This window comes from Pseudomonas sp. KK18, assembly GCF_037094675.1.
In the GTDB taxonomy this organism is placed as follows: Bacteria; Pseudomonadota; Gammaproteobacteria; order Pseudomonadales; family Pseudomonadaceae; genus Aquipseudomonas.
On the sequence record NZ_CP146605.1, the window covers coordinates 1,825,865 to 1,839,517 of the forward strand.

General features: G+C 61.1%; 10 protein-coding genes. 3 read left to right on the top strand and 7 right to left on the bottom strand.

What is annotated here, in order from left to right:
- Positions 1-4: 4 nt before the first annotated feature.
- The 6 genes from V6607_RS08210 to V6607_RS08235 all read right to left on the bottom strand — a co-directional run bounded on the left by V6607_RS08210 (position 5) and on the right by V6607_RS08235 (position 7,417).
- Complete coding sequence (locus tag V6607_RS08210) at positions 5-1,750, bottom strand: ABC transporter permease subunit (protein ID WP_134325938.1); 1,746 nt, start codon at positions 1,748-1,750, stop codon at positions 5-7.
- Between the two features lie 227 nt (positions 1,751-1,977).
- Positions 1,978-2,706: an alanyl-tRNA editing protein gene (locus tag V6607_RS08215; protein ID WP_003214990.1), complete on the bottom strand. Its 729-nt coding sequence runs from the start codon at positions 2,704-2,706 to the stop codon at positions 1,978-1,980.
- A 2-nt stretch (positions 2,707-2,708) separates the two neighbouring features.
- A complete protein-coding gene (locus V6607_RS08220) occupies positions 2,709-3,701 on the bottom strand; it encodes a serine O-acetyltransferase (protein WP_003214992.1) in 993 nt (330 codons plus the stop codon).
- Between the two features lie 22 nt (positions 3,702-3,723).
- Entirely contained in the window at positions 3,724-4,638 is a 915-nt protein-coding gene (locus V6607_RS08225; protein ID WP_134327635.1) for a PLP-dependent cysteine synthase family protein, read from the bottom strand.
- A gap of 24 nt (positions 4,639-4,662) precedes the next feature.
- A complete protein-coding gene (gene moeB, locus V6607_RS08230; RefSeq protein ID WP_134325939.1) occupies positions 4,663-6,522 on the bottom strand; it encodes a molybdopterin-synthase adenylyltransferase MoeB in 1,860 nt (619 codons plus the stop codon).
- Between the two features lies 1 nt (position 6,523).
- Positions 6,524-7,417, bottom strand: coding sequence for an EamA family transporter (locus tag V6607_RS08235; protein WP_166742189.1), 894 nt, complete (start codon positions 7,415-7,417; stop codon positions 6,524-6,526).
- A gap of 186 nt (positions 7,418-7,603) precedes the next feature.
- Here V6607_RS08235 and V6607_RS08240 point away from each other — a divergent pair, with 186 nt between their 5' ends.
- Positions 7,604-8,992, top strand: coding sequence for a PLP-dependent aminotransferase family protein (locus V6607_RS08240; RefSeq protein ID WP_284731411.1), 1,389 nt, complete (start codon positions 7,604-7,606; stop codon positions 8,990-8,992).
- A 172-nt stretch (positions 8,993-9,164) separates the two neighbouring features.
- Here V6607_RS08240 and V6607_RS08245 read toward each other — a convergent pair whose 3' ends face one another.
- The gene (locus tag V6607_RS08245) at positions 9,165-9,983 is read right to left on the bottom strand and encodes a pyruvate, water dikinase regulatory protein (RefSeq protein WP_003215001.1); all 819 of its coding nucleotides are present in this window, start codon (positions 9,981-9,983) and stop codon (positions 9,165-9,167) included.
- A 178-nt stretch (positions 9,984-10,161) separates the two neighbouring features.
- Here V6607_RS08245 and ppsA point away from each other — a divergent pair, with 178 nt between their 5' ends.
- Both ppsA and V6607_RS08255 read left to right on the top strand, forming a co-directional pair.
- Positions 10,162-12,537 carry a phosphoenolpyruvate synthase gene (gene ppsA / locus V6607_RS08250; RefSeq protein ID WP_003215003.1) on the top strand — a complete coding sequence of 792 codons (2,376 nt, stop codon included), beginning with the start codon at positions 10,162-10,164 and terminating at the stop codon, positions 12,535-12,537.
- A gap of 107 nt (positions 12,538-12,644) precedes the next feature.
- Entirely contained in the window at positions 12,645-13,634 is a 990-nt protein-coding gene (locus V6607_RS08255; protein ID WP_003215005.1) for an alpha/beta fold hydrolase, read from the top strand.
- The last annotated feature ends 19 nt before the right edge of the window (positions 13,635-13,653 follow it).

Here is a 13,653-nt window from a genome sequence, read left to right on the forward strand (position 1 = left end):
CCCATCAATTCAGACGAAGTTTGTTTTCAGCCATGGCGTACATCGGCCGCCACACAGCGCGGTTGAACGCCACCACGAAGATCGACATCACCACCACGCCCAGGGCGATCTTCGGGAAGTCGCCGGCCGCGGTGGTCTGGGCGATGTAGGCGCCCAGCCCGTGGGCGACCACGTTGTCGTGGCCCCAGGACACGTACTCGGACACGATACTGGCGTTCCAGGCACCCCCCGAGGCGGTAATCGCGCCGGTGACGTAGTACGGGAAAATCCCCGGCAGCATCACCTTGCGCCACCACAACCAGCCGCGAATGCGGAAGTTGGCGGCGGCTTCCTTGAAGTCATTCGGGAACGCGCTGGCTCCGGCGATCACGTTGAACAGGATGTACCACTGGGTGCCCAGCACAATCAGCGGGCTCAGCCAGATATCCGGGTTGAGGTTGTAGTGCAGGATCACGATGACGAACACCGGGAACAGCAGGTTCGCCGGGAAGGCCGCAAGGAACTGCGCCAGCGGCTGGATTTTTTCCGCAAGCGCAGGGCGCAAGCCGATCATTACGCCCAGCGGCACCCAGATCAGCGAGGCGATCAGGATCAGGCCAGCCACACGCAGCAGCGTGATGAAGCCCAGCACAAATACGTGGCCGACTTCGGCCAGGGTCACTTCGGTGCCGACGTACTGCACGATGTGGTACAGCGCATAAGCGGCCAGCAGCGCGATGAGTGCGCCCCATACCCAGTCGATCACTTTTGACGCTTTCGGGGTTTCTGCCGGCAGCGCCTTGAGTGCACCGCCCGCCAGGCTGAAGCGCTTGTTGCCAATGCGGCTGATGGCGCGGGTGACAGGCCGCAGGATGCGCTGGACGATGCGCGTGCGCTGGATCAGGTTCAGCAGCCAGGATTGCGGCGCGGCACCCTGGGAGGCGGTGGTTTCCATGCGGAACTTGTCGGCCCAGGCCACCAGTGGGCGGAACAGGAACTGGTCGTACATCAGGATGACCACAATCATCGCCAGGATCACGTAGCCCACGGCGTGCAGGTCTTTCTGGGCAATCGCCAGGGCCAGGTATGAGCCCACGCCCGGCAAGGTGATGGTCTTGTCGCCGACGGTAATGGCCTCGGAGGCGACCACGAAAAACCAGCCGCCGGACATGCTCATCATCATGTTCCACACCAGCCCGGGCATGGCGAAGGGCACGTCGAGCTTCCAGAACCGCTGCCAACCGGAAAGTCGCAGGTTGGTCGACACTTCCACCAGGTCATGGGGCAGCATGCGCAGCGACTGGTAGAAGCTGAACGTCATGTTCCAGGCCTGGCTGGTGAAAATCGCAAAGATGGCCGCGAACTCCGCGCCGAGCACACGCCCGGGGAACAGCAGCAGGAAGAACGTCACTGTGAACGAGATGTAACCCAGCACTGGTACTGATTGCAGGATGTCGAGCACGGGCACCAGCAGTTTCTCGGCGCGCCGGCTTTTGGCGGCCAGGGTGCCGTACAACAGGGTGAACACCAGCGCTGCAACCATCGCCGCCAGCATGCGCATCGTGGTGCGCATCGCGTATTCCGGCAGGTTGGCCGGGTCCAGCGAGATCACTTCACTCTGCAGGGTGGCGATGGGCGCCCAGGTTTCCCGTGCAGTGATGGAGAAAAACAGTAAAAAGCCGATCACCAGGGGCAGGGCGACCAAATCCCAGCGGTTGGGGAGCAAGCGCAATGTGGATGCAGGGATGTAGTGACGGAACACTCTTTTCATAGGCAGTCATTCCTGCAGCGTTCAGGTTCAGGGGCGTGATGGGAGTGAGCTTAGCTGCTGCACGAATGACCCACCGAGAAGGGCGGGCGCTGTTTTCGCGAGTCAGGGGCAACGAGGCGTTGCTGGCGGGATTGTACGTTTCTGAATGTTACAAGCGCATAAATTTGCTGTCAGTTTCCTGTACGAACGGCGACTAGGGCGTCGGCGCCCCGGTCGTCGCTCGGCGGTTATTCAAACCGCAGGATCACCCTGCGATTGTGTTTGCTCTTCTTCTCGATTTTTTCGCAGAACACCCGGCCGATTTCCTCGGTATTGGTCACATGGGTGCCGCCGCAGGGCTGGATATCGATCCCGGCGATTTCAATCACCCGTACTGCCCCCTGGATGACCGGTGGCGCCACCGCCTGGGTGCGAGTGATCTGCAGCAGGGTTGAATACTCCGAGGCGGGCATGGACAGGGTTTTCACCCCATGAGCCTGTTCGATCAAGGCATTGAGGTCACGGGTGATGGTCTCTTTGTCGAGGGTCATTTCCGGCAGGTCGAAATCCAGGCGGCCCTTGTCGGCGCCGATACTGCAACCGGTCACCGGAGCGTCGATGATCGAGCACAGGAGGTGCAGGCAAGTGTGCATTTTCATGTGCTGGTAGCGACGTTCCCAGTCCAGGCTGGCGTCTACCTGCATCCCGGCGGCCAGTTGCTCGGGGCAGTGTTCTACCTGGTGCCAGATGATCGAGCGCAGCACCGGGTCACGCACGGTGCCGGTGATGTCGACGCGGCTGCCGTCGGGCAGGATGAAATGGCCGGTGTCCCCCGGTTGGCCGCCGCCGGTGGGGTAGAACAGCGTGTGCTCCAGGGCGATTCCCTGTTCGCTGACGGCAATCACCCGCGCACTGAAGGCATTCTGGTAAGGCGCGCTGTCGAACAGCGCGAGGGTTTCCATGGTGTGCACGGACATGTTCAACCTCCGACGATCAGTGGGCTGGCTTGCAGCAGGCGACGAACCATCGCGCTCAAGCCAGGAGGAGATAGCAGGGTGATTTCAAATTCGGGCCCGGTCACTTTCAGGTTCAGCGGCAGGCGCGGCGGGTAGGCGTTGGTTTCGATGTGCCGCAGGCGGAATTGCAGGTGATGACGTTCCTTGACTGTCGGCTCCAGCAGCAGGCCGGGCAGGGGATGAAAGTCAGCGTCCAATACCGTCACCTTGTGGCTGGCGTTGACTTCGCCCACCACGTGCAGGCGTTCGTCGAGGGCAAACGCGCCGAGGTAATTGCTGTGGTCCGACTCATCGTTTTTCTGCAACTGGATCTGGTTGACCACCTTGACCTTGGTGCCGGCCGGCACGTCCTGGGTGATCACGCAGGACGGGCTGATGAACACGTTGTCACCGATCAGCACGTAACCGAGCACCCGCGCGCCGGAGCCGACTTCCACGTTGTTGCCCAGCCGCGGGTGGCGCTTGCCGTCCGGGTTGTTGGCGATGCCCCGGGCGCCGAGAGTCACGCCGCAGAGGATGTAGCAGTCGTTGCCGATCTCGCAGGTTTCACCGATGACCGTGCCGTAACCGTGGTCCAGCACAAAGCGCCGGCCGATCCGCGCTGCGGGGTGAATTTCGGCGCCGGACAGGATCTTGCCCTGGTTGCTCAGCTTCAGGGCGATGGCGGAAAACACGCCGTTGTTCTTGTCCGGGAAATTCCACACCAGGTGGGCCAGGCGGTAATACAGCACGGCCTTGAACGAGGCGTAGGACTCCAGGATCAGCTCTCCGCGCCCACGGGACGCCGGGTCGCGCCAGGCATAGGCGATCAGGTCTTCGGCCACCGCCTGGGCCGCCGCCTGGATCAGCGGCGCGAGATGCGCCTCCAGCTGCTTCAACTGCGCAGGCGTAAGCGTGGTGATGAGGTGGGTGAGCAACTCATCGTGCAGTTGTTGCATGTCGATAAAGCCCCCCATGGAGGCACCCCCGCAATAGTTGTTATTCAAAACAGGGCAGATAGCTGTCGGCACTGTCGTAGACCATGGTCAGCACGACAGTGTCGGTGGGCAGCTCCGGCGCCAGCTTGGCGATGGCTACCATGTTGGCGGCCGACGACAGCCCGAGGCTGATGGCGTCGGTGCGCATGATGCGTTTGATCATGTCGAGGCATTCCTGGCGCGACACCTTGAGCATCCCGTCAATGATCGCGACGTTGAGAATGCTCGGGATCAAGCCGATCGACAGGCCCTGGATATGGTGCGGCGCATGGCGGTCGCTGAGCAGGTCGCACTCTTCCGGCTCCACCCCTATCACGCGGATCGCCGGCCAGGTGCTCTTGAGGGTTTCGCCGATGCCGGTGATATGGCCCCCGGTGCCGATGCCGCTGACGAAGTAGTCCACACGCAGCTCGCCGAAGGCGCGGATGATTTCCCGGGCGGTGGTGTCACGGTGGGTCTGCGGGTTGGCGCCGTTGCGCTGCTGGTTGAGCATCACGTAGCTGGGGTTTTCCAGCTGCAGCTCCATGCACTTTTCGCCGTGGGAATTGTTGCCCAGGCGGCTGTCCGACAGCACCACCCTGGCGCCGTACAGGCGCAGCAGTTTCTGCTTCTCGGGGCTGTAGTTGTCGGGGATCACCAGCACCACTTTATAGCCCAGCACGTTACCGGCCATCACCAGGCCGATGCCGGTGTTGCCGCCGCTGGGCTCAATGATGGTTTGCCCTGAGCCACGAATCAGAATGCCCCGGCGCTCGGCGTCGAGGATCATGCCCAGGGCGATGCGTGCCTTGTGGCTTCCGCCGGGGTTGAGGGATTCCAGCTTGGCGTAGACCTCGATGCCGAGGTCTTCGGAAAACTGTTCCAGGCGCACGATGGGCGTTTGGCCAATGGCGTCGAGTATCGAGTTATGCAACATCAAGTAAGAGCCCATGGCCGCTGATCAGTACAAAGGCATGTCGGGTTCGACGTCGCGAACCCAGTGTTTCATGCCACCTTGCAGTACTTTGGTGTTGGCGAATCCGGCGGCCAGCAAGGTGCTGGCGGCTTGCTCCGCGCGGGTCCCGGCGTAGCAGATGAGGTAGTGCGTGTTGTCGCGGCTGAGGTTGGCGAGTTGCCCGTCGAGCTCGGCCAGCGGGATGTGCACCACCCCCGGCAACTTGCACACTTCCAGCTCGCTGGCGTCCCGCACATCCAGCAGTACGTCGGCCTTGCTGTGTTGCTCGAGCAGTTGCTTGAGCACCCGCGGCTTGATGTAGCGTTCTTCGGCCAGGGAAGGTTGGCTTGGCAGGGCGTCGGCGCAGACGGCGGGGGCGATGGTTTGGCTGTGGCGCAGTTCCGAGCAGCAAGGGCAGTCGGCGCGGCGCTTGAAGCGGATCTCGCTGAACTTCATCGCCAGTGCATCAAAGCGCATCAGCCGGCCCGAGAGTGGTTCGCCAATGCCGATCAGCAGCTTGATCGCCTCGGTGGCCTGGATCATCCCGACCACCCCGGGTAATACGCCGATGACCCCGCCGGCGCTGCAGTTGGGCGCCAGTTCCGCCGGTGGTGCCTGGGGAAACAGGCAGCGATAGCACGGCCCGCCTTTATAGTTGAGCACGCTGATCTGCCCGTCGAAGCGGTAGATGGCGCCGTACACCAACGGCTTGCCCAACTGCACGCAAGCGTCGTTGACCAGGTAGCGGGTTTCGAAATTGTCGGTGCCGTCGATCACCAGGTCATAGGCGCCCACCAGTTCCAGGGCGTTGTCGGTGTTGAAGGCGGTGTCGTAGGTGTTGATCTGGATGTGGCTGTTGAGGTCCTGCAAGCGCTGCTTGGCGGACTCGACCTTGGGCAGGCCCAGGGTGCTGTTGCCGTGGACGATCTGGCGTTGCAGGTTGCTGCTTTCCACCACGTCGAAATCCACCAGCCCCAGGGTGCCGATGCCGGCTGCCGCCAGGTACAGGCTGATGGGCGAACCGAGGCCGCCGGTGCCGATGATCAGCACGCGGGCTTTCTTCAGGTTCAACTGGCCTTCGCGGCCGACGCCGGGCAGGGTGATGTGGCGCACGTAGCGCTGCACTTCTTCGTTGCTCAGTTGGTCGACGTCCATGCCGCCGGAAGTGGCCAGCAACACTTCGATTTTGGCTTTTTCGGGCAACCGGTCGTTGGCGTCGATCAGTTCCTCTTCGGCGGTGAACAGGAAGTGTTCCTTGAGCTGGTTGTTCTCGTAGAGCAGGTGCGCCCGCAATTGCGGGTGCTCGATGCAGAGGTTTTCAATGACTTCGCGCAATGTCGATCCGGCACCCTCGAGGGTCGATGCTGGCAGCTTGGCCACGCGGACCAGGATGTCGGGGAAAGAGACAGCGTTCATGCACAACTCCGTTTGCAGGTCGTTGAAGGGTTTTTGGGCGAAGTGTTTGCCATCCCAGGCAAACAGCTTGGAACCTTGGGTCTTGCCCTGGCGAACATCCACCACCAGGTAGCTTACGGGGTAGATCGGCTCGCCCATGAAAAGGGCCTTGTCCTGGTCTTCGTCGCTGAAATACGCGCCGACGTCAGGGTGGGAGTGGTAGATCACCACCACCGGGTTATCACTGCGAAACGCCTTGTTCATCATCAGCGTGTCGGCCACCGAAAAGGTGTAGCCGTTGGCGGCGCTGCGTGAATACATATCCGGGTTCTTGCTGTGCAGCTCGTTCTGGATGTTGCTGCCCAGGTACACGCTGCCATCGGCGAAAACGAAACCGCAGCATTCCTCGGGGTAGCTGCGGTCGGCGTGGGCGTAAATCTGCTCCAGTGCGCTTGGGCTCAGGACCTTCATCTCAGTTTTTCTTCGCCAGGAGCTTTTCGATGGGCAGCTTGGTGATGGCAAAGCCGGCCAGCAGGATCGCCGAATACATCATCAGGTCCCTGGAAATCTGCACGCCCTCGTACCAGGCCCCGATGATCACCGCGAACACCGGGAAGATGATGAACACGAAGGACAAAATGATCGGGCTCAGGCGCTTGAGCAGCATGAAATACACGATAAAGCCGCCCACCGAGGCCACCAGCCCGAGGTAGAACAGCGCACTCCAGGAACGCAGGGTGATGTCTTCAAAGGTCGGGGTTTCAAACCACAGCCCGGCGACAAACAGCATCAACCCGGCGATGCCGATGGGCAGGGTGTTGTAAGTGATCACGCTGATGGCGCTGCCTTGTTTCTTGGTAATCACGTAGCACAAGGCATGCATGATCGCGGCGGCGAGGATCGCCAGCACGCCGAAGAACTCGGCATGGTCCAGGTGCAGGCCCTGGCTCTTGATGATCATGTACAGGCTGCCGAACCCGATGGCGATGCCGATCACCTGGGAAAAGTAGATGCGCTCGCGCAGGAACAGCGCGGAGAAAATCAGGATAAACACCGGCATGCAGCTGAACAGCAGCGCGGTGAGGCCGGACGAGACATGCATCTCGCCGTAGTTGAGCAGGTAATACGGAACGCTGAAGTAGGACAGCGTCACAAACACGAAGAACCAGCGGCTTTCCCGGGGAAACAGGATCGGCTCGCGGCGCACCCAGGCGAAACACAGGAACAGCGGAAACGCGATCAGGAACCGCAGCCCGGCGGAGGTCAGCGGTGGCACGCTTTCCACAGCGATCTTGATGCCCAGCCAGGTAGTGCCCCAGCTGAGACATACGATCAGGAACATCACACTGGTAATCAGCCCGGCCAACCACTGCTTGTGAGTTTTTGTTTTTTCAGCATTTTCGAGAACGGCGGACATTGGCATCGTGACATTGCTTCCATGAGACCGAATTGACCTCTATATTGAGTGCCATGATTCGGTGATTGAACCCGTAAAAGCACACTATTAGGGCGAATGATGGCTGTCAAAACAAATATTGACATGGTGTCAATTATGCGAGAAGGACTCTCCAACGGGCAGGGCGTGAAGTACAAGCGCCTGTCCGATGTCATGGAGCGAGGCATCCTTGAAGGCTTGATTGAACCGGGAAGAAAACTGCCGCCTCATCGGGTGCTTTCCGACAATCTGGGGGTAACCATTGGCACCATCAGCCGCGCCTACGGTGAGCTGGAACGCCTGGGGCTGGTAGTTGCGCGGGTGGGCGACGGCACTTTCGTACGCAAGCGTGGGATGGAGCGCCAGCGGGATGAAGGCTTTCGCAACTTCAGCGACGAGCCGCGACAATACTTTGATATGAGCCGCAACATGCACATCCCCGGGCAGGAGACCACGTTTCTGGCCCAGAGCTTCCAGACGCTGGCGAACAACGCCAAGTTCTTGCAGGACATCAGTGCCTACACCCCGGATGCCGGGCTGCCGCGTTACCGGGCGGCGGGTGCGCAGTGGCTGGTGCAGCGGGATTTCCACCCGATTCCCGAGCAGGTGATTTGCGTGAACGGCGGCCAACATGGGTTGCTCTGCGCAATGATGGCGCTGTTGCGAGCCGGCGATACGGTGGTGACCGAACAGTTGACCTATCCGGGGTTGATCACCGCCGCGCGCATGCTGGGCATCCGCCTGATCGGCCTGGAAATGGATGAAGAAGGGCTGCTGCCGGGGGCGCTGGATGAAGTCTGCCGCAATCACCGGGTGTCGGCGTTGTACTGCACGCCGACCATCCAGAATCCTACGACAGCGGTGCTATCGGTCCCGCGCCGTGAGGCATTGGTGAAGGTCTGTCGGGAACACAACCTGCTGATTCTCGAGGATGAGGCCCACGGTGTGCTGGTGGAAGACCGTCCGCCGCCCCTGAGTCATTTTGCCCCGGAGCGTACGATTCTGATCAGCAGCCTGAGCAAGGCGGTATCGGCAGGCTTGCGAGTTGGGTACGTGCATGCACCGCCGGCGCTGGTCAGCCGGATTTCTGCGGCCCTGCGTTCCACCTGCTGGATGGCCACGCCGGTCACCCTGGAACTGGCGACCCAGTGGATCGAAAACGGCACGGCGGAACACCTGTTGCACCAGCAGATCCAGGAAATCAGCCGCCGCAAGGCACTGGTGGAAGGTTTGTTGATTGGGCTGGAGTACCGCACTCACCTGAACAGCCCGCACTTCTGGATCGAAGTCCCGGAGCCATGGCGCGCGTCGGAAATCGAGGCGGAGTTAAAGCAGAACAATTACCTGATCGCGACAGCCGAAGCGTTTGCCGTGGGGCAGACGGCGGTGCCGCAATTCATTCGGGCGAGCATCTGCAATACGTCGGGGGATGATCAGTTGCTGCTGGATGGGTTCGATGCGCTGGCGACGGCGCTGGGGCAGGGTGGGGGGCGGTTTCATCTGTGAACCAACAGCTTGTTGTGAACATGGCCCCTGTGGCGAGGGAGCTTGCTCCCGCTGGGCTGCGAAGCAGCCCCAAAGCCATTCACTAAATACCAGTCGTCTGGTTTGCGACTGCTGCGCAGTCGAGCGGGAGCAAGCTCCCTCGCCACACAAGCACCTTGGCCAGAGCGCGGAGTTACTTGAACCGCCGCTCCACCCCTTTCTCCACCAGAATCTTCGCCGAAATCTCTTCCACCGAAAAATGCGTGGAATTGATGTGCGCAATATTTTCCCGGCGGAACAGATTTTCCACCTCCCGCACTTCAAATTCGCACTGCGCATAGCTGGAGTAACGGCTATTGGGCTTGCGCTCGTTGCGAATCGCCGTCAGGCGGTCCGGGTCGATGGTCAGCCCGAACAGCTTGTGCTGGTGCGCGCGCAGGGCGCTCGGCAGCGTCAGGTGCTCCATGTCGTCTTCGGTCAGCGGGTAGTTGGCCGCGCGAATCCCGAACTGCATGGCCATATAAAGGCAGGTCGGCGTCTTGCCGCAGCGGGACACGCCCACCAGGATCAAATCAGCCTTGTCGTAGTAGTGGGTGCGGGCGCCGTCGTCGTTGTCGAGGGCGAAGTTCACCGCCTCGATCCGCTCCATATAGTTGGAGTTATGGCCAATGGAGTGAGATTTTCCGACAGAGTATGACGAATGTTCACTTAACTCTTGTTCCAGCGGCGCCAGGAAGGTAGAGAAGATGTCGATCATGAAACCATTGGAGGTGGCGAGGATCTCACGAATGTCCTGATTGACGATGGTGTCGAAAATGATCGGACGAAATCCGTCTTTTTCGGCCGCCAGATTGATTTGTTGTACCATGGCTCGCGCTTTATCCACGCTATCGATATAGGGTCGCGTGAATTTGCTGAAGGTAATGTTTTCGAACTGCGCCAGCAGGCTTTGACCCAGGGTTTCGGCTGTAATGCCGGTGCCGTCGGAGATAAAGAAAGCAGATCGTTTCATTTGAGCCTTGGGCCTTAAGCTGATGACGAATCTTGGATATGATAGGCGCGATTTTGCCGTCCCGCAGTGGGCCGCATTCTCACTTATTTTCCAGGTCCAGGCCACAAACGCCGGTAACCGCTCCTACTGAGCCGCCGGCGTCCTGAGCTTTTCCAACACAGAAAGTGGAGAGATCACCTTGGTAGAGTACGTAGTTTCCCTCGATAAGCTCGGCGTCCATGATGTAGAGCACGTAGGGGGCAAGAACGCATCCCTGGGCGAGATGATCAGTAATCTTGCGGGTGCCGGTGTATCGGTGCCAGGTGGTTTTGCCACCACTGCCCAGGCTTACCGTGATTTCCTCGAGTTGAGCGGCCTCAACGATCAGATCCATGCCGCCCTCGATGCGCTGGACGTCGATGACGTCAACGCCCTGGCCAAGACTGGCGCCCAGATCCGTCAATGGATCATGGAAGCCGAGTTCCCCGAGAAGCTCAACGCCGAGATCCGCACCGCGTTTGCCACGCTGTCGGCCGGTAACCCCGACATGGCTGTCGCCGTGCGCTCCTCGGCCACCGCCGAAGACCTGCCTGACGCCTCCTTTGCCGGCCAGCAGGAAACCTTCCTGAACATCCGCGGCGTGGAAAACGTGATCCGCGCAGCCAAGGAAGTGTTTGCCTCCCTCTTTAACGACCGTGCTATTTCCTACCGCGTGCACCAGGGTTTCGACCACAAGCTGGTGGCCCTCTCTGCCGGTGTGCAGCGCATGGTGCGTTCGGAAACCGGCACCGCCGGCGTGATGTTCACCCTGGACACCGAATCGGGCTTCCGCGACGTGGTGTTCATCACCGGCGCCTACGGCCTCGGCGAAACCGTCGTACAAGGCGCGGTGAACCCGGACGAATTCTACGTCCACAAACACACCCTTGAAGCCGGCCGCCCGGCCATCCTGCGCCGCAACCTGGGCAGCAAGGCGATCAAGATGATCTACGGCGACGAGGCCAAGGCCGGTCGCTCGGTGAAAACCGTTGATGTCGACAAGGCCGAACGCGCGCGTTTCTGCCTGACCGACGCCGAAGTCAGCGAACTGGCCAAACAAGCGATGATCATCGAGAAGCACTACAAGTGCCCGATGGACATCGAATGGGCCAAGGACGGCGACGACGGCAAGCTATACATCGTCCAGGCCCGCCCTGAGACCGTGAAGAGCCGCACCTCGGCCAACGTCATGGAACGCTACCTGTTGAAAGAAACCGGCACCGTGCTGGTGGAAGGCCGTGCCATCGGCCAGCGCATCGGCGCCGGCAAGGTGCGGATCATCAAGGACGTGTCCGAGATGGACAAGGTCCAGCCAGGCGACGTGCTGGTCTCCGACATGACCGACCCGGACTGGGAACCGGTGATGAAGCGCGCCAGCGCCATCGTCACCAACCGTGGCGGGCGTACCTGCCACGCGGCGATCATCGCCCGCGAGCTGGGGATTCCGGCAGTGGTCGGTTGCGGTAACGCCACCCAACTGTTGAAAGACGGCCAGGGCGTAACCGTGTCCTGCGCTGAAGGCGACACCGGCTTCATCTTCGAAGGTGAGCTGGGCTTCGATATCAAGCAAAACTCCATCGACGCCATGCCCGACCTGCCGTTCAAGATCATGATGAACGTCGGCAACCCGGACCGCGCCTTCGATTTCGCGCAATTGCCGAACGCCGGTGTGGGCCTGGCCCGCCTGGAGTTCATCATCAACCGCATGATCGGTGTGCACCCCAAGGCCCTGCTGAACTACGACGGCCTGCCGCCGGACATCAAGGAAAGCGTCGACAAGCGCATCGCCGGCTACAACGACCCGGTGGGCTTCTACGTCGAGAAGCTGGTGGAAGGCATCAGCACCCTGGCAGCGGCGTTCTACCCGAAAAAGGTCATCGTGCGCCTGTCGGACTTCAAGTCCAACGAGTACGCCAACCTGATCGGCGGCAAGCTTTACGAGCCGGAAGAAGAAAACCCGATGCTGGGCTTCCGTGGCGCCTCGCGCTACATCAGCGAAGCCTTCCGTGACTGCTTCGAGCTGGAATGCCGCGCCCTCAAGCGCGTGCGCAACGAGATGGGCCTGACCAACGTCGAAATCATGGTGCCGTTCGTGCGCACCCTGGGTGAAGCGAGCCAGGTGGTGGACCTGCTGGCTGAAAACGGCCTGTCCCGTGGCGAGAACGGCCTGCGCGTCATCATGATGTGCGAGCTGCCATCCAATGCCATCCTGGCTGAAGAGTTCCTGGAGTTCTTCGACGGCTTCTCCATCGGTTCCAACGACCTGACTCAGCTGACCCTGGGCCTGGACCGCGACTCCGGGATCATCGCCCACCTGTTCGACGAGCGTAACCCTGCGGTCAAGAAGCTGCTGGCCAACGCCATCCAGGCGTGCAACAAGGCCGGCAAGTACATCGGGATCTGCGGCCAAGGCCCTTCCGATCACCCGGACCTGGCCAAGTGGCTGATGGAGCAGGGCATCGAAAGCGTCTCGCTGAACCCCGATTCCGTACTGGAAACCTGGTTCTTCCTGGCTGAAGGTCAAGCCCAGGCGTAATACGCAACACCCAAAAGTGCCGGTCAACCTTGCGGTTGGCCGGCATTTCTCATTCTGTACAGGGCGGAACTCCTTCCGGACGCCGCCCTTTTTTGTGCAAGAGCATTATGCAAAGCAGCAGCAACCTGTTTCCCGTCGCCTTGATCAGCGCTGAGCGTCGTGGCGACCTGAGTGAAGATGTGTATCGGCTGAAACCCGGCAACAGCCCTGACGGTACCGTCGAGCTGGCCGTGACCCGCCTGGGCCTGGCTGACGTCCCGGAAAACCGGGGCGTGCCGGTGGTTTTGTTGCATGGCAGTTTTTCCAACCGTCGCTTCTGGTACTCGCCCAAGGGGATCGGCCTGGGCGCCTACCTGGCGCGCGAAGGGTTTGACGTCTGGATCCCGGAAATGCGCGGTCACGGGCTGTCCCGGCGCAACCAGGACTACGCCAGGAATCGTGTCGCCGACTATGCTCGCTACGACTTGCCGGCCATTGCCGCCTTCGTGCGTGAGCAAAGCGGGCAGATTCCCCACTGGATCGGGCATTCCCTGGGTGGCACAACCCTGGCTGCGGCCCTGGGTGGGCAGCACCTTGGCGCGCCGGCAGTGGCCTCGGTGGCGCTGTTTGGCTGCCAGGTCAGTCGCACGCATTGGCCGTTGAAGTTGCCACCGGTGGAGTGGACCGGTCGCCTGCTCTTGAAACGTTTCGGCCAATTGTCCGGCGCTCGGTGGAAACGCGGCCCGGAGGACGAGCCGGCGGGCGTATTGATTGAAGCCATGCGCTGGAATGGGCTGTTCGGCCGCTTTGGCGAAGGTAAGCAGGATTGGTGGAAAGGCTTGGCCGAGGTTGACGTGCCGCTGTTGGCGGTGAGCGCCGCCGGCGATCACCAGGACCCGGACTGGGCCTGTCGCAAGCTCTTTGAGCAGGTCGGCTCCGAGCATCGCCAATACCTGTGCCTGGGGCGCCAGCAAGGGTTCAGCGGGGATTTCGGGCATGTCGAGATGCTCGTCAGCAAGGCCGCCCAGGCTGAAGTGTGGCCGCTGGTGACGCGCTGGTTGAAAAATCCGCTTACACCTTTGCTGGGGGCGCAGGCGCAGGAACTGGCAGCGGTTTGAGCGCAAGGCTCTATCAGGG